The following is a 15,967-nucleotide window of genomic DNA, read 5'->3' as shown; positions in this document are numbered from 1 at the left end:
TTGTTGATCGGGACGAGCAGCAGGACCGACATGACCACGCTGAGGATCAGCAGTGCGGCGGCGGTGACGACGAGGCCGGCGCCGGGGCGGTGCCATCCGGTGATGGCCCACAGCGCGCTCAGCACGAGCGAGCCGATGTACCAGATGGGCATCAGGGCGCCGAGCATCCGGCCCCCGTGGGCGCGGCCGAGCTGGCCGCTGTCCTCGGGGAGGGCGTCGAGGATCCGGTTGATGACGAAGGCGACGGAGAACTCCACCCCCACCATCAGGCCGACGGTCACGGTGGTGAGGACCCCGAGTGCGTGGAACATGACAACCCCTCCAGGAATCTAGCGCTGCTAGGTGATGAGGCAACGCTAGTACTACTGCCGCTCGGTTGTCTAGCGGTGCTAGGATCAGGGCATGTCGGTACAGGAACGCAAACAACGCGAACGGGCCGAACGCGAGCGCCTCATCGTCACCACGGCCCGCGAACTCGCCGAACAACAGGGCTGGGACGCCGTCACCACCCGCCGCCTCGCCGAACGCATCGAATACAGCCAGCCCGTCCTCTACAGCCACTTCCGCGGCAAACGCGAGATCATCGGCGCCGTCGCCCTCCAGGGCGCGGCCGAGCTGGCCGCGGCCCTGCGGACCGCAACCCGCACCGCACACGACCCCCACACCCGGGTCACCGCCCTGGCCCGCACCTACCTTGACTTCGCCGAACGTAACCCCGCCGTCTACGACGCCATGTTCCAGCTCGACGGCGGCCTGGCCTTCGCCCACCAGGACACCCCCCAGCCCCTGAAAGACGCCTTCGCCGCCCTGCTGGAAAACCTCGACGAGGTCGCCGGCAACGGCGTCCACCCCGGACTGTTCACCGAGGTGTTCTGGGCCGCCCTGCACGGCCTGGCCACCCTGACCCGCGCCGGACGACTGCCACCGGCAGACACCGAACAACGGATAGCACTACTGACCAGCCGACTCCCCGCGACCTGACCCCCTTGAGCGGGAGACCCGGGCCAGGTCTTTGGCCGGGACGTCGGGCTCCCGCTCCTCGGGCGGCAAGCCCCGCAGGTGGTCGACGGCGGCGTCGAGGTAGCGGGTCGTCCGGAGCACGGCGGCATCGAGAACCAGACCGAGCGCGCCGAGCCGGTCCTCCTGAACAGCCCGAGCACGATGTCGGAGTGTGAGGCGTTGTGGGCGGCGACCATTTCCGGCTTCACCCCGGGGTGGGGACACCTTCGCGGTGGTCTGGCACAGCCACTTCAACGACACGCTCCCGCCGAGCGCGCCGAGCCGGTCCACGTTCAGCTTCAGTCGCCCGCTGGGCTTGCACCTCGAAGCTGAGCTTCGCGTCCTGCCCAGCCTCCTCCAGCCGCTTCGCCGTCAACTGCCAGGCCGCATCCAGCGCCTTGACCCGGTCCTTGAGATGCTCCTCGACCGGCTCGTTCAAACTCAGACCCGCCAGGGTGATCTCTCGCCCCGCCTTCCACGGCTTACAGAGTGGCTGTTCCCGCTCGTGTCGGGATGGTCCCGGGCGTACCGTCCTTGCTGCCGCGTCTTGTGCGGTTGGCCCGCTGGCCCTTCGGTTCGGGGATGGTGTGCTTGATCTGGCGTCTTCGCAGGTAATGGCGGCTGCGGCGTGAGCTGTATGCCTTGTCGCCGCCGAGGTGGTCGGGGTGGCCGCGCGGCCGTCCGCCTTGGGGCGGGGAACACGGAGGCGTTCGAGCACCTCGATCATCTGTGGTGCGTCATGACCAGCACGAGGCTTCGTACTCGGTCATCACCACCATGCGCCGATCGTGGTGGCATCGCGGGTCGCGCCGGTGGTGTCGGTCTTCTCGTCGTGCCGGGCGCCGGTGAGGTCCACTCCGTGAAAGTCGACGGCGTGCAGGTCGGCGCCTTCGAGATCGGCGTTGACCAGCTTCACTCCGCGCAGTCTCGAGGGACCGATCTTCGCCTCGGACAGGCTGGCACCCGTGAAGTCGGCGCGGTCGAGGAAGACGTAGCTGCTGAGATCGGCCCCGTCGAGGTAAGTGCCGGTGAGTGTGGCATCGACCAGACTCATCAGTCCGCCGTGAGCGTTTGACAGGTTCGCTCCATGGAGGTCGGAGCCCACGAGCGACATACGGGTCAGGTTCGCGCCGTTTGCCTCGACGCCGGCGAGGCAGGTATGACGCAGATCGACGGCGCCGAAGGGGTGCGGGCTCCGGTAGGAGGGATCCTTGAGCACATCCCTTCTGGAGAGCACGATGAAGGCGGCCTGGACGTCGGCCGCTACAGTCGGGCAGATCTTCGATGGAGTCGTTCGCGGGCTGGTGGTCCGGATGAACGCGCTGAGGACCTCCACGATCGTCTGCTGATCGCGGGGGGAGTCCGATGCGAGGCGCTCCAGCGCGTAGATGCCGCCGAGCCGGATCTGCAGGTGATCGGGACCAGGGGCGCCGAGTTGATCGATGGCCTTGGTGTATCGGTCCGTGATCTGACCTTGCTCAGCGACGCTGATCTGGTCGTGGGTGGCCCGCAGGGAAAGCGCCGTGAACACGAGGGCGGCCAAGGCGGTGAACGTGGTGATGAAGGTCGGCAGTTGCGACCAGCGATCGGTCCGGGCACCGGTTTCCGAGCTTTCACGGGGCCCGTTCGGTCCGTGGCGCCGCCTCCAGATGACGATCGCGGCCACCACGGACACCCCGCTGAGCAGGACCGGCCACCACCGCCCAAGCCAGTCGACCGCTGTCGACCGGGTCGGCAGCGCATCCATCCGCGCAAGCGCCAGGAGCAGGAAGGCTGCGGCGAGGGCCAGCAGAACGGCGGTCACCTGAAGGGCTGTCGGCACTCGTGGTCGCCTCTGCTGGGGCGGCGTCGGAGGCTGTTCTTCGTCAGCATCATCCACGAGCTACATGGTGCATCACGCGTGCGCCCAGCAGTATCGCGAAGCGCGGCGGAAGCCTGCGGTCCCGTTGACCCTGGAAAGCCGGCTCAGAAGTTTGAGGAACATCCGTTGTGTGGATGATCCGTTTGTCGCAGCGCGGTGATGCGGCGAGGCCGAGAAGGGCCAGGTAGTTGCGGGAGCAGCGCTCGTAGCGGTGGTTGGGTCTGCGGTAGCCGGTCAGCCAGGACATGGACCGTTTCGGAGGAGGTCGAGTTCGGCGCGGTCGCATCCCGCTCGCTTGATCAGATTGACCCTGGTGGCCTGCCCTTCGACCCGGTCTGAGCTCCAGGTCGAGGGGAGACCGGTGACAATGGCGTCCTGGTCGTGGAGGAGTCCGCGAGCGAACTGCTGCAGCGAGGGCAGGTCGCTGTCGTGGACCTGTTCGATCCAGTTGATGAGGTCCTGTCCGCGTTGATTTCTACGGGGTTGATGGGAGTCACGACTCCGGGGACGTTGAGAGCCAGCGGTTCTCCGGTGAGATCGGGAGCCGGTGAAGGGTTTCATCGACGCGATGCTGCGCGAGGATCTGGACGCGCCGCCGAAGCGGAAGCACACAATCCCGCGGATCATGGAGCGTCTGGCTGCCGAGCACGACTTCGAACCAACTCGCACGACGACGGTCTACGGCTACGTCGCGAGGCGACACCCGCAGATCAAGGCTGAGGCACTGGAGGGTCGCCGGGACCTGGAGGGCGTGGCCCCGCAGGCGAAGCGGCCGGGCGAGGAAGCGGAGGTCGACTTCGCGGACTTCTGGCTGGACCTTTCCGGTCAGCGCCGCAAGTGCGTGCGGTGCACATCCGCTACGACAACCTGCGACCCGCAGGGAGGCAGGTCCTGTTCGGCCGCTCCCGGCTGGAGTCGACCCGGTGGACGTCGCTCAAGTCGTGGTACCAGTTCTCGGCCTTTACTGCACTCCAGGACAAGACGCCGCCCAGGAGAAGGGCGGCGTCGAACACGAGGGCGGACGATTCCGCAGGAAGCACCTGGTTCCACCTCCCGCGGTGGACACTTTGGCGGAGCTGAACGAGCGACCGGCCGCGATCGACGTGACAGAGGACGCCCGCCTCATCCACGGCCGACCTCGATCGGGTTCGACTTCGAGGCCGAGCGTGAGAGGCCGCATCCGCTGCCCGCGGACGACTACGGCTGCGGCATCGACCTGACGCCGACCGTCGCTCGGAACCCCAGGATCACGGTGAGGCAGGGCTACTACTCGGTCCCGGCGAAGTTCATCGGGAACAAGGTCCGGGTCGAGCTGAAGGCGAACGAGTTGTGGATGTTCGACGGCTGCCGGGTCGTCGCCCGCCATCCGCGGCTGACCCGTCGTTACACCTATCACGACGTCCTGGACCACTACCTGGAGATCCTGCCGGTCAAGCCGGGTGCGTTCGCCGGCGCGTCCGCGCTCGCGCAGGCCCGCGCGGAGGGCGGCTTCACGAAGGTCCTCACTCGCGAGGGCGACGGCCCGCAGAGCGAGGGCGGCACCACCGCGGACGGGACCGGGGCCCAGGTGATCTCCCTGCACACGCGCCGCCTGCCGCCCGACCAGCGCACGACGCTCCCGGACATGAGCAAGTACGACCGACTCCTCAACCCGGTCACGACCAGCCAGACCAGCCAGAACCAGAATGGTTACGCGCATGAGCCCCACGATCACCGTCACCGACCAGGACGACGACCTGGACACCGAGCGGGTTCCGCCGCGGCGGACGGCCCTGCCGGGCGATCCGGAGGACATGCTCATCGGGATCGGCACCGCGATCACCGAGGTCGGCCTGTCTGTCCGCTACACCACCACCTCAGCGCTGGTGAACGAACTCGCCGAGGCCGACGCGTCCCGCAAGCTGTCCTCGGTGATCGCCCGCTCCAGCAAAGTCGGTCTTCTTCTGCTGGACGAGTTCGGCTCCCTCGACCTGGATCGCAAGGGCGCAAGGGCGCGAAGCTGCTGTTCCAGATCTTCACCGAGCACGAGGAACGCAAGGCCACCGCCGTCGCCACGAACTCCCCGTTCACCGAGTGGGACAAGACCTTCGGTGACGCCCGCCTCTGCGCGGCCATCGCCGACCGGATCACCTTCCGCTGCACATTGATCCAGACCGGCACCGAGTCCTACCGCTTCCAGGCCACCCAGGGGACCCTCTTCTCGGGCTGAGCCAGGCGAATGCGCGCGCCCAGGACCTCGCTGACCAGCGGCATCCCTCCCGGACGGCGACGGGCCGGGGGATCAGGAGGCGGGTGAAGCGTCCGAGGTCCGCAGTCGCGAACGAATCGTCGGACGCTCGCTGGGCCCGAGGTTCCGGTAGGCATGCGCGGCCTCTCCCGGGGCCTCCGACACAAAACCGAGAGCGTCGAGGAACTTCAGCCCCGGCTGCCAGCCCTCCGCGACGAGCGCGATGACCTCGGTACAACCGTCCGCCACCAGCGAGCCGACGAGCTCCGAGGCGACAGCGCGTCCCAACCCGAATCGACGGCAATCGGGGCGGATCAGGAACATCCCGACCGAACACGTGCCACGCTCGGGATACTCCCGTACGGCATCGATGAGCCCGATGATCCGGCCTTCGGCCTCGATCACCAACATGGCCTTGTCCTCGAACTCCACACCCTCGGGCAGGCTGTAATACAGGCTCTGGACATCGCCCGGCATGGCGGGCTGACCGAAGGCGTGGCTGAACCAGTCCTCACTAGCCTCGAACAAGCCGAGCACGTCGGGTTCGTCGTCCGGCTCAAGGTCACGGACCCGGAGGCGACGGCCGTCCACTTCGAGATCCAACAACATGTCAGACAGTCTATTTCCGACGCAAAGCGCTCACCAGCCTCGCCAACCCGGGCCTCACAGGGGCGCGGGCTCCTGGCCACGACTTGTCAGGGAGGCGGACCCTGGGGCCGCCCGACAAGCCATCGCCACCACCGCGGCAACATCCCCGGACACTCCGCCCGGCCGGACAGGTCACTCGATCAGTGGCTCCGAAACTTGCCGAAGTGGCTCTCGTTCTCACCGGAGATCACGCGGCATTACTGAGTACGTCGCCGCCACGAACGGCCCAACGCTGGCTCCCGATCCGGGCGGAGTCGTGGTCCTCATATGACCCGACGAAATAATGCCCGCGTCGTTCGTGCATGAGGATGGCGAAGGTGCGGACGTGTTTGACGGCCGAGTCGCGTTCGGGGCAGGCGGCCCGGACCGCCTTGAGACCGAGCGCTTCGTATGGCCGGAGCCGGCCGGGGTGTGTCACGACCCAGCGAAGTGCAGCCGCGGTTTGGGCAGGGCTGGTGGAGGAGGGGCGGTCTCGAGGCCCTGTTTGAGCTGGGGGATGTAGCGGTTGACGACCGTGCGGTCGCCGCGGAATACCTGGTTTCGGTCCTCCCGGAAGAGCTGGCCGGCGTTGCGGCAGCCCTGGGCGAAGCGTTCGTGGAGATAGGGCTCGTGGTGGTCCGGCAGGGTGCGCCGCTGGGTGACCTTGGCCAGCGGCTGGTCGACGCCAGAGGTTCGGGCGTATCGGCGGACGGTGTAGTAGTCCAGGCCGAGGTCCCGGCTGATCCCGGCTGATCCCGCGGAGTGAAAGGTGTCCTTGACTACCGGCATCCTCATCCGTCGGGCCAGGCGGGCGGTCGAACCGCGGCCGACGCCCGCCGGGGGGAGCGCGGAGCAGTGGTGGTGCAGGGGGCCGGGTCGAAGCCGTCTGCCGTGACTTCGACCCAGCCCCACTGGTCATGGCCGGGGGTGAGGAGGACCGGGTCGTCTCCGCCATGACCATGTCCCCGGCGGGATTCGTGGCTTGCTACCTGTCGACGGCATCGGTCACATGCCGCCAGCCGTCCAGGTCTGCGATTCGTGCCTCCAGAGCGGGGCGCATGCCCGTCGCGCTGGAGGTGCCGAGGGCCAGGCGCAGCGGGGGGTTGGGGCTGTCGACCGCGGTCCGGATGCCTGCGGCGATCCGGACCGCGGCGGAGAACGCGGATGCGGGCAGTTCTCCGATGCCCTTCTGGACCTCGCGGACGGTCTGGTCGTAGTCGTCCAGGCCGGCTGCGACGTCGAGGTTGGCAAGGAAGGGGGTGGCGGTCATTCCGGGCTGGATGATCGTGACCTTGATGCCGAGCGGGGCGACCTCGGCCGCGAGCGCGTCCGACAGCCCCTCGACCGCGTACTTGGTGGCGGCCAGCAGACCCACGCCGGGGTGGGCGGACTGCCCGTAGACCGACGAGCCCTGGAGGATGTGTCCGGACCGCTGGGCGCGGAGCACCGGCAGCGTTGCGCGGAGCACGTTGAGCACTCCGAAGACATTGGTGTCGAACACGGCACGGGCCTGCGTGTCGGAGGCCTCCTCGACGGCTCCGAACAGTCCGTATCCCGCGTTGTTGGCCACGACGTCGATGCGGCCGAACCGCGAGAGCGTGCGCTCTACCGCTTCCCGGACGGCCCGCTCGTCACGTACGTCCGCCTGGATGAGAAGCAGGCGCTCACCGTGTGCTTGCGCCAGTTCGTCCAGGGAGGAGGTGTCGCGGGCGAGGGCCGAGACGGTGTCGCCGTTCTCCAGCACCTGGAGCGTCAGTTCGCGGCCGATGCCGGACGACGCGCCGGTGATCAGCCATGCGCGGAGGTGGGTCTGCTGCTTGGATGTCCCATTCATGTTGCGACCGTAAGTAGTTAGGTCGCAACGAGTCAAGCTAGATCGACAGGAAGGTTGCTCACTAGCTGGATTAGTGCCGCTCACACTGATGTACTGTGGGAGGATGATCGCTGCCGCAGCCGGATCCTCCAAACCCAGCCCGCGCACCGTCACGCCGATGGTGGAGACCGTTCTTGCGTTCGTGAACACGCGCGCGGACGGATCGGGTCGCCGAGAGTTGTTCGGGGACGGGGACTCGTTCGCGGCGTGGCTGGCGGAACGCGACGAGTTCGGTGGCGAAACCGTGGTGACCGACGCTGACGCCGCGGTCGCGCGCGAGCTGCGTGATGCCCTGGTGACCGTGCTGCTCGCGCACTCGGGCGATGAGGAAAGTCTGGGTGAGCCGCTGCTGCGTGCCGAGCGGCACCTGCAACGTGTGGGTTCGCTCTACCCGCTGGCGACGGTGGTCACGGCCGACGGTGTAGAGCTGACCTCATCACAGGCGGGGGTGCCGCGCGTGTTCGGGACCGTACTGGCTGCGGTGACGACGTTTGCGCAGAGCAGCGACTGGGGGCGCATCAAGGCGTGCCGGAACCCCCCATGCCATTTCGGTTTCTTCGACCGCACCCGCAATGGGGGAGGGCTGTACTGCAGTACTGGCTGCGGCTCCCAGGTATCCATGCGCAAACACCGCCGGCGGCAGCGCCACGGCAGTGGTGCGCCGTCCGAGGCGTGAGACCGCCTTCAGCGAGGAAGGGCGATTACCCCCACCGGCCGGCGCAAGGGCCAGACCCCTGGCCTGGCCGGCATCTACCGGACACTCGCCGGGCACTCGCCGAACACGGGAAGCGCCAGGCGTACCCCGAAACCGCCGAAGCGGCCCGCACCGACTTTGCCCCCCTCCAGGCCGAAGGCGACGACGGTCACTCTGACCTATGGCCGCGCAGGTGAGATCGGGCTCTGCCCCACTTCTTGTGGTGCGGCCATGCGGGGTGATCAGTGGGTGATTCGGAAGCGTTTTGAATCTTGAGTCAGAACGGCGGTTCTTCGCTGTAGCCGCCTTCCCGAGAAGCGCGTGCAGCTCTGAGGAGGGCGTAGTGCTCGCGGGCTGCAATGTCGGACGCGTTTTCCAGGCCACTGGTGTCGTGACCCCAAGCCTTCAGCGCGTCCAGGACGCGGTCTCGGTGGTACCGATCAGTGCTGGTGGCGAGTAGACGTCGGGCATGGCTGGCCAGATCGGCCTGGTGCCGGGTGAGGAGGGGGTGCTCTATGAGGGGAATGGCAGCGACAAGGGCGGTGTGGCGCACGTCGGCGTTGTCATGACTGAGGAAGGCATGAACAGCGGAGAAGATCGCCGGGCGCGCGTCCCGAAACGCACGCATCTCCTCGTACTCGTCGAGAAATCCTTCACCGTAGAGACGTTCGTCAAGGGCAACGGACGCGTCGTCGGCGTCGTAGGCGGTGTCGCCGAGCCAGTCGAGCAGCCGCACGAGAGTGGAGCGGTTCGGGGGAGTCTTGGCGTTGTGGCTGTAGTCGCCTGCCGTGATGGCCGGGTGGTTGAGGATCGCCGCGACGTAGAGCGCCACAGGCACGGTGGCCTCGTAGATGCTGTTCTGGTGAGTCACGGGCCCCAGCGCGTCCTGTAGAGCGGACTCCCTGATGAGTGGGTCAGGGCTGGTCAGGAGTGTCAGCGCCGCCGGCAGGGATTCACCCGTGCCGCAGGCTGTGGCGAGCGATGCCCAATTTGTACTGTCCAGCAGTGCCTGAAAGGGAGGGAACTCGGCGGGGCGAGGCTGCTCGGTCTGGCTGTGGCTACGGCTGTGGGGCACGGGCCGAGGCTATGGCGTCGACGAGCCGGAGTTGTGCCCGGGTCACGTGTAAAGCAGGACGTGCTTGCGGAGGAGTCCGAAGCTTGCTCGGCCGGATGTCTGGCGCTTCAGCATCTTGATCCGGTTGACATGGCCTCCGACGACCCCGGAGTTCCAGGACTGCGAGAGTCCGGCGGTGACGACGTCGAGGTCGCGCTCCAGACGCCGGGCGAATCACTGGAGGCTGGGCAGGTCTGTGGTGCTCGCGGCCTCGATCCATGTCAGCAGTTGATGGCCTTGCAGCCGAGTGAGCATGGGGGCGAAGGAACGGACGTGTCTGGCGAGTGCGTCCAGTTCGGGGCAGTTCGCCAGTACGTCCTTGAGTTGGAGCCGGTCGCTCTCGGTCAGCGCTTCGGGACGGGTGAGGATCCAGCGGGCAACGGCGAGGGCAGACGGAGGCCGGGGGTCGACCTCTGGAGCGGGTCTTGCACGAGGAGTTTCGACCCTGTCGGCAGCGCGGCGAGTGGTTCGATCTGCCCCCGCTAGGCGACTCCGTGTCGGTGGCTCACAAGGCCGTGTGCAAGCATGCACCCGGCCCAGGACTCCCGATGCCGCCGCCTTACGCCCCGTCGATCGATGTCGCCCAGGTTGTTGTTCCTGTACTCAACTTGTCGTTTAAGGTCCCGCGTCGAACGTGACTCGAACTTGCTCTGCGTTTTCGCAGTTCAGCGGACATGTAGGCGGCCCTCGTCTGATCCTTTGCTCCGTCACAGAGGCAGAGGGACAGCGCGAAGGCCGTGGTCGTGGGTCTGGTGCATCAGGGCGTCCAGCGGGATGGGTTCGCGGAGGCGTCACGCTTCCGGACGGAGTTGTACGTGTGTCTGACCGCGCGGGGCGACGCGCTTTTCGAGTTACGCGACGCGCTGCTGTACACGGACGGGCCGGTGCGGACCCTGGTCGACCTGGAGCTCGCGCCGGAACACCGCCGCGGGCACGGCGCCCTCTACGGGGGCCTCAATCAGGGGCGTATCGATGTAGCCCGGTTGCGTCGCGCGCTGACCTCTCTGCCGTTGCCACGGGCAGCGAACGGTCGGATCATGCCGGCCGCGGACGTGTCGCCGTGGCTGCGGCCGGACGCCAACACCTGCCCGGACCGGTCCTCCTGCCACGCCTTCGGCCGTGGTGAGGGCAAACACCAGATGGTCCCGGGCTGGCCGTACTCGATCGTGGCCGCGCTGGAGACCGGCAGGACCTCCTGGGCGACGGTGCTGGATACAGTCCGCCTGGAGCCCGGCGCCGACGTCGCCGCGGTGACCACGGTGCAGATCCGCGAGGTCGTCGAACACCTTGTTGCTGCCGGCCAATGGAAGCCCGGCGATCCCGAGGTTCTGGTCGTACTGGATGCCGGGTACGACGCACCCCGCATCGCCCACCTGCTGGTGTAGATCCTTGGTCGGCTCCGCTCCGACCGCGTCATGCGCCGGCCGACACCGCCGCGGGTCTACGACCCGAAGGGTGGCCGACCGCCCAAGCAAGGTGGCGAGTTCGTCTTCGGCGACTGCGCCACCTGGGGCACCGAGCAGGCCGTCACTGTCACCGACACCCGCCTCTGCGGGAAGGCGACTGCGCAGGCGTGGGACCGGTCGCACCCGAGGCTGACCCGGCAGGCGGCCTGGCTCGACCAGGAGGGACCGCTGCCTACCATCGAGGGCCGTCATCCGGCTGACCGCGGAGAAGCTGGCCAGTGGCGGGGCGAACAAGCCGGTCTGGCTGTGGTGGTCCGGCACCTGCGCCACGACCACAGACGTCAACCGCTGCTGGCGGTCCTTCCTCCGCTGCTTCGACCTGGAACACACGTTTCGCCTGTTCAAGCAGACGCTCGGGTGGACCAAGCCGCGGCTGCGTAGCTCGGAGGCTGCCGACCGGTGGACGTGGCTGGTGATCGCAGCTCATGCCCAGCTGCGGCTTGCCCGCCCCCTGGCCGCCGACCTCCGCAGGCCCTGGGAGAAGCCGACCGAGCCGAACAAGCTCACGCCCGGGCCCCGGAAGGCCGATGGGATCGAAGAACCGTCACACGGCCATCCGCCACGGCGTGGGCCGCGTCCTCGTTACCAGGGGGACCTTCAGCCACACCGCCCACCACAAGAAAGGCACCAAGCCCAGGCGCATTCGCACCACGCTGCCGGATGAGACACCTATGAACGAGTAGCTACGGCAGCGATGCCAGAGGCCCGGAACTTCCGGGCCAGGAGCTCGATCTCGGGAAGAGTCCCTGAGTAGTCACCGCTCAGCACGCGGTGCAGCACAGACTTGGCATCGACCAGGTCAATGCCAAGTTCAGCTCGTAGCACCCGCATCATCACGACACTCTTCATCGACGGGCTGATCACCTGCAGTCTCGCGGGTCCATGCTTGGACAGCATCTGATCCCGCTGTTCGCTCGGCAGGTCCCCACCACACACGGCGACCGCGAATCCACAGGCGGAACACGTTGACTCGACATCCCACCGCAAGTGGCCGTCCACAAGGGCCTGGACACCGCAGCACGCCATCTCCGCACCACAGTCCTGACATATCGCGGAATACCTGACGGATTCAAAAACGGCCTGCTCCATCCCCACCCCCAACGGGGACGAGGTTAAACGACAAGCACAGGCTGTCCTACGCCTGGAGGCGGTCGACTTCACCTCCACCATCCCGGGGGAACGGTCCGCGGGGAAGGCGACTGCGCCCTCGCCGGCTACGGACATATGACCCAAGCTGTCCTCGGTGCAGGGCTCGGCGACGGCAGCCAACGCGCACTGACCACACACTCAGCACCTCGGAAGGCACCCAGGATTCGAACGGCCTGTGACCTGCCACCGGTCAGTACGGAGCGTTCAGTCCCACCAGTCGTTGCCGGTGTGCCAGTGCTGCACCCACTCCTTGAAGCCCCATGCCTGGTCGCCGGGCGCCGGGATGGCGCCGACGTCGGCGATCATCCACACCTCGCCGCGGCGGGGACCGGTGGTCAGCAGGAGCCAGAACGACTGTCCGTCCTCGGACCCGAGAACGATGGACCCCTTGTTGAACGCGGCGTCGATCCGCGGGTCCTCGGGGTCGACACTCTCATCGTCCTCCCAGGGCCACGCTGCCTCCAGGTGAAACGGTTCGCCTGGCTGCCGTGGGCCGAGGTCGGGCCACGCGTCGGGCAGCCAGCCGAGCGGCTGGAGACCGCCGTCGCCGGCGGGGCCGAGGCTGGACCCGTTGCTGATCTCCGCGATGAACGTCCTGTACGGCTCCGGAAGGACCACCCCGTTCTCCTGCTCCCAGTCCGCGACGGCTTCATGTCCGAGCGCCGGCTCGCGCCATTCCGGCGGGAACGCAGAACGCAGGAAGTCGAGAGTGGCTTCGACGGGACGCTGATCACGTGTGTCTGTCACGACAGCATGCTGACAGAAGGGGCTGACACCCCATCGCGGCTTCCTCACTCCGGAGCTGTGCCGCCCAGGTCATGAGCATCGAACAGAGTGGCGCAGTGAGGGCGACGACCTGTGCGAGCCGTGCGCGAAGGAAGCCGTCGGCCACGCCGAAGCCGAACGCGTCGCGCGCCGCCGGGCGGAAGAGGCAGTCGCGCGAGGCGGCCGAAGCGGAGGCGAAGAAGAACTGCCGTATGTTCGGACTGGGCGCCAGCGTCTCCCGGACGATGGTTGCCGAAGAGGGTGTGCTCGCTCGGGAAGCAGGCGAGTATGTCGGTGTGCCAGATGAATCTGCTCTATATGGTCTTGTCGGCGCGGTAGCGGGGGCTTTCGTGGGTGCCGGTGCGGCCGTGCTGGGTCCGTTGCTGTTGCACCGTCGCCAAACCCGAGTCCAACGGGATGTGGAAGCCCATACTCGGCGTGAAGCCCGGGTGGGCCGGATGATTCGCCTACGTAGCTCCACCCGGGCCTGGCAGGACGTCCTCGAAGAAGCCTGGAGTACCTTGGAGGCGGGCCGCACCGTCGACCCTGAGTGGCTACAGGAGGCGTGCCGTGATGCCCGTGCCGTGGTGAACCTCGCCTTCGACGAGGGACTTTATGACGGCCTGTGGTGGTCGCACCCACGGCACGACGGGCTGGCGCCCGAGTTCCGCGTCCCGACGGACCGCCGATACCCACGCTCTGGCTGGGACATCACCGACCTCGGAGACGCCCTCACCACAGCCACCCGCCTGCTTCTCAAATGCGCCGAAGCCGGCACCCCGATCCCGCCGCGCCTGCACACAGACACCACCCGGGCCCTGGAAGAGCTGCGTGCCGCCCGGGAGCAGCTCGCCGCCCGCATCCTCGACCTGATAGAAGCAGAGGATCCTGCCTCCATTCGACACTACTGAGTTTTTCGTTAGTTCTATGGGTGCGGCAGAGTCGTTGCCGGGATCCTGGTGCTGCGTCTTCCAAGCCTTCGTCTGTTGCTTCGGGTCTGTCGTTCCGCCTTTGACGCGGCCGCAGTTGGCCGAAACGCGGCGTGTGCGGGCGGCCGAGTTGTTTGGGCAGGGACGCTCGAGTGCCGAGATCGCACGGACGCCGGGGGTCAGTGACGAGAGCGTGCGGCGGCGGAGACGGGTGTGGGATGAGGGTGGCGCGGATGCTTTGCGTCGGAGTCCGGCCACCGGTCGTCCGCCGAAACTGGACGACGCCCAGGTCGAGCAGGTGCGGACCGCGGCGGGCAGCAAGCACCGCCTGATCACCGATGCCACCGGCATCCCGCTCGCCGTCACCCTGACCGGCGGCAACCGCAACGACCTCACCCAGGTCATCCCGCTGCTCCCTGCGGTGCCACCCGTGCGGGGCAAGCACGGCCGGCCCCGGCGCCGCCCCGACCTCGTGCTCGGTGACCGCGGCCACGACCAGTACCGCCGCCTCGTCCGCGCGCTCGGCGTGAAGCCGCTGATCGCACGACGCGGCACCGACCACGGCTCCGGACCCGGCACTCCACGCCGGGTGGCCGAGCGTGCCTTCGCCCGCCTGCACTTGTTCCGCCGCCTGCGGATCCGCTGGGAGATCCGTGCCGGGTGACGGCATCCACGAGACCTTCCTCAAGGCCATCGAGCGGGACAACGGCGTGGACTGACCGCCCACGTCGCTTCCGGCGGCCGAGCACTTGATCAGTCGTTGAGACCCGCTGAAAGATCTCGGAGAACTCGCCGTTCTCGATCAGGCCGGCGATCATGCCGGTCATGCTGTCGATGCCGGGGTCCCTGACGATCAGGCCGTCCGCGGCCCAGAAGTACCGGCTCCCGAGGGCCTCGTCGGTCCCTGCCCAGAGCTTCATCAGGCGCTCGGCTTCCGCGAAGGTGAACACGGTCGCGGTCCATCGAGATCCATCCTTCAGAGTCACGAAGACATCGACATTGCAGACCTCGTCCAGGTCCTCGCCGTCGCCGGGCAGGAACGATGCCTGGAAGTCCTCCATGCGGACCCGATACCAGGGCTCATCCCACCCTCGCTCGACCGGTTTAGACGATGTGCTCTGGCGCATCGCGCGAGTGTCCCTGGTCGGGGCATCGATCTCAACCGAGATCCTCTGTCTTGCTGCTGCCTGCGGCCAGAACCGGGGACATTCGTCCGTACGCAACTGGGGAGAAAAGTCCGTACGCCGACAGTGGCGCTTGCGTCCTCTGATCTTCTTGCCGGCGTCGATGCCCTGACTGGCTCTGGCGACATTGCTCGAGGTCTTCCCACTCAGCGCGTCCACCACGGCCGCGGACGGCTGCCCGTTCCGGGCGTTCGCTCGGCGGGTCTTGTCCCGCAACAGGCCATGGACCCGTTCGGTGGTTCCGTCCGTCTCCCACTTGGCGTAGTAGTCGTAGACGGACTTGAACAGCGGGAAGTCGTAAGGCAGATACTCCCATAGGATCCCGGTGCGGTTGACGTAGAGGATCGCCTTCACGATCTCTCAGATCGTGCACCCGCGCTGCCGTCCCGGGCCCCGAGCGGGCGGCTCGCCATGCGACGAACACGGGCTCGATCAACGCCCAGCGGGCGCATCGGAGACGTCACTGCGATACGTCCGTGGAGAGGTCACGCCCCCGGACAACGAGCACTACGGCTCACGGCCACAAGAACCTCCCAAAACACCAACTGCGTAGACCAGAGGCCCTCTTATGGCTCCGCCGCCTGCGAACCTCATTCTGAAACGATCAGACAGACGCCTCCAGTGAGCCTCGGCTGACCGTCACCGATCATCGGGCCCGCCGACGCGACGGTCGGCGGGCCCACAACGGTCATGTCACGAGCGCAGCCGGTCCAGTTCGCCGCCGATCGCATCTCGCAGCACGTCATGCTGCGGACCGAGCCTGAACTGCTCGTCACTCCACCGCTCACGCGGATAGAGCCACACCGGAGAGCCCACCACATCGGCCGGCTCCCACTCGAACCGCGGCCAGACGTGCGCATGCAAGAACGGATCCGTGTTCCCCAGGATCTCCAGATTGACCCGCCGGAAAGCCGGATCCAGCCGCCGACAGGCACGCTCGACCGCTTCGCCGAGCTGGTCCATGTCAGACAGGAACGACAGCCGCTTAGAGGTCCTAACAGAAGCCACTGATGGTGTGACTGTCAGCTTGGATGCTCGTTGGGCCGTTCGTGGCGAAGAGGAACTCCCGGCCGTGGATC

General features: G+C 67.3%; 11 protein-coding genes and 10 pseudogenes. 8 read left to right on the top strand and 13 right to left on the bottom strand.

Annotation, left to right across the window (positions count from 1 at the left end):
- The coding region (locus ABZ318_RS34900) for a DUF1772 domain-containing protein (protein ID WP_356906449.1) at positions 1 to 311 on the bottom strand (311 nt) is incomplete at its 3' end.
- 91 nt (positions 312 to 402) lie between these two features.
- Here ABZ318_RS34900 and ABZ318_RS34895 point away from each other — a divergent pair.
- On the top strand, positions 403 to 981 hold the full coding sequence (locus tag ABZ318_RS34895) for a TetR/AcrR family transcriptional regulator (protein ID WP_356906448.1): 579 nt from the start codon (positions 403 to 405) through the stop codon (positions 979 to 981).
- Positions 982 to 1,266: 285 nt separating this feature from the next.
- Here ABZ318_RS34895 and ABZ318_RS34890 read toward each other — a convergent pair.
- The 4 genes and pseudogenes from ABZ318_RS34890 to ABZ318_RS34875 all read right to left on the bottom strand — a co-directional run.
- Positions 1,267 to 1,453, bottom strand: a pseudogene (locus ABZ318_RS34890) (hypothetical protein); the annotation flags it as partial.
- A gap of 82 nt (positions 1,454 to 1,535) precedes the next feature.
- A pseudogene (locus tag ABZ318_RS34885) lies at positions 1,536 to 1,738 on the bottom strand (IS5/IS1182 family transposase); the annotation flags it as partial.
- A 30-nt stretch (positions 1,739 to 1,768) separates the two neighbouring features.
- Complete coding sequence (locus ABZ318_RS34880) at positions 1,769 to 2,803, bottom strand: pentapeptide repeat-containing protein (RefSeq protein WP_356906447.1); 1,035 nt, start codon at positions 2,801 to 2,803, stop codon at positions 1,769 to 1,771.
- Between the two features lie 190 nt (positions 2,804 to 2,993).
- Positions 2,994 to 3,116, bottom strand: a pseudogene (locus tag ABZ318_RS34875) (IS5/IS1182 family transposase); the annotation flags it as partial.
- A gap of 1,429 nt (positions 3,117 to 4,545) precedes the next feature.
- Here ABZ318_RS34875 and ABZ318_RS34870 point away from each other — a divergent pair.
- Together ABZ318_RS34870 and ABZ318_RS34865 are read left to right on the top strand one after the other, a co-directional pair.
- Positions 4,546 to 4,791 (top strand): annotated as a pseudogene (locus ABZ318_RS34870) (hypothetical protein); the annotation flags it as partial.
- 68 nt (positions 4,792 to 4,859) lie between these two features.
- Positions 4,860 to 5,069: an ATP-binding protein gene (locus ABZ318_RS34865; protein ID WP_356906450.1), complete on the top strand. Its 210-nt coding sequence runs from the start codon at positions 4,860 to 4,862 to the stop codon at positions 5,067 to 5,069.
- A gap of 72 nt (positions 5,070 to 5,141) precedes the next feature.
- On the opposite strand, the gene ABZ318_RS34860 is transcribed toward ABZ318_RS34865, so the two are convergent.
- The 3 genes from ABZ318_RS34860 to ABZ318_RS34850 all read right to left on the bottom strand — a co-directional run bounded on the left by ABZ318_RS34860 (position 5,142) and on the right by ABZ318_RS34850 (position 7,548).
- Positions 5,142 to 5,696: a GNAT family N-acetyltransferase gene (locus tag ABZ318_RS34860; RefSeq protein WP_356906446.1), complete on the bottom strand. Its 555-nt coding sequence runs from the start codon at positions 5,694 to 5,696 to the stop codon at positions 5,142 to 5,144.
- Between the two features lie 453 nt (positions 5,697 to 6,149).
- On the bottom strand, positions 6,150 to 6,503 hold the full coding sequence (locus ABZ318_RS34855) for a hypothetical protein (protein WP_356906445.1): 354 nt from the start codon (positions 6,501 to 6,503) through the stop codon (positions 6,150 to 6,152).
- A 196-nt stretch (positions 6,504 to 6,699) separates the two neighbouring features.
- Entirely contained in the window at positions 6,700 to 7,548 is an 849-nt protein-coding gene (locus ABZ318_RS34850; RefSeq protein ID WP_356906444.1) for an SDR family NAD(P)-dependent oxidoreductase, read from the bottom strand.
- Positions 7,549 to 7,651: 103 nt separating this feature from the next.
- Here ABZ318_RS34850 and ABZ318_RS34845 point away from each other — a divergent pair, with 103 nt between their 5' ends.
- On the top strand, positions 7,652 to 8,263 hold the full coding sequence (locus ABZ318_RS34845; RefSeq protein WP_356906443.1) for a CGNR zinc finger domain-containing protein: 612 nt from the start codon (positions 7,652 to 7,654) through the stop codon (positions 8,261 to 8,263).
- Positions 8,264 to 8,558: 295 nt separating this feature from the next.
- Here the strand turns inward: ABZ318_RS34845 and ABZ318_RS34840 are convergent, their stop codons facing one another.
- Complete coding sequence (locus ABZ318_RS34840; RefSeq protein WP_356906442.1) at positions 8,559 to 9,356, bottom strand: hypothetical protein; 798 nt, start codon at positions 9,354 to 9,356, stop codon at positions 8,559 to 8,561.
- Positions 9,357 to 10,147: 791 nt separating this feature from the next.
- Between ABZ318_RS34840 and ABZ318_RS34835 the strand changes: the two are divergent.
- A pseudogene (locus ABZ318_RS34835) lies at positions 10,148 to 11,544 on the top strand (NF041680 family putative transposase).
- Positions 11,545 to 12,214: 670 nt separating this feature from the next.
- Here the strand turns inward: ABZ318_RS34835 and ABZ318_RS34830 are convergent.
- The gene (locus tag ABZ318_RS34830; protein ID WP_356906441.1) at positions 12,215 to 12,757 is read right to left on the bottom strand and encodes an SMI1/KNR4 family protein; all 543 of its coding nucleotides are present in this window, start codon (positions 12,755 to 12,757) and stop codon (positions 12,215 to 12,217) included.
- A 71-nt stretch (positions 12,758 to 12,828) separates the two neighbouring features.
- Here ABZ318_RS34830 and ABZ318_RS34825 point away from each other — a divergent pair, with 71 nt between their 5' ends.
- The 3 genes and pseudogenes from ABZ318_RS34825 to ABZ318_RS34815 form a co-directional block, all read left to right on the top strand.
- Positions 12,829 to 13,686 carry a hypothetical protein gene (locus tag ABZ318_RS34825; protein ID WP_356906440.1) on the top strand — a complete coding sequence of 286 codons (858 nt, stop codon included), beginning with the start codon at positions 12,829 to 12,831 and terminating at the stop codon, positions 13,684 to 13,686.
- A 16-nt stretch (positions 13,687 to 13,702) separates the two neighbouring features.
- Positions 13,703 to 13,933, top strand: a pseudogene (locus tag ABZ318_RS34820) (hypothetical protein); the annotation flags it as partial.
- Between the two features lie 84 nt (positions 13,934 to 14,017).
- Positions 14,018 to 14,362: pseudogene (locus ABZ318_RS34815) on the top strand (transposase); the annotation flags it as partial.
- Positions 14,363 to 14,468: 106 nt separating this feature from the next.
- On the opposite strand, the pseudogene ABZ318_RS34810 reads toward ABZ318_RS34815, so the two are convergent.
- The 3 pseudogenes from ABZ318_RS34810 to ABZ318_RS34800 all read right to left on the bottom strand — a co-directional run.
- Positions 14,469 to 14,831 (bottom strand): annotated as a pseudogene (locus tag ABZ318_RS34810) (hypothetical protein); the annotation flags it as partial.
- A gap of 291 nt (positions 14,832 to 15,122) precedes the next feature.
- Positions 15,123 to 15,242, bottom strand: a pseudogene (locus ABZ318_RS34805) (transposase); the annotation flags it as partial.
- 339 nt (positions 15,243 to 15,581) lie between these two features.
- Positions 15,582 to 15,878: pseudogene (locus ABZ318_RS34800) on the bottom strand (diadenosine tetraphosphate hydrolase); the annotation flags it as partial.
- Positions 15,879 to 15,967: the final 89 nt, after the last annotated feature.

The organism is Streptomyces sp. NPDC006197 (assembly GCF_040613865.1).
GTDB lineage: Bacteria > Actinomycetota > Actinomycetes > Streptomycetales > Streptomycetaceae > Streptomyces.
Note: the sequence above shows the minus strand (reverse complement) of the source record. Positions and strands in the feature narration are given on the sequence as shown.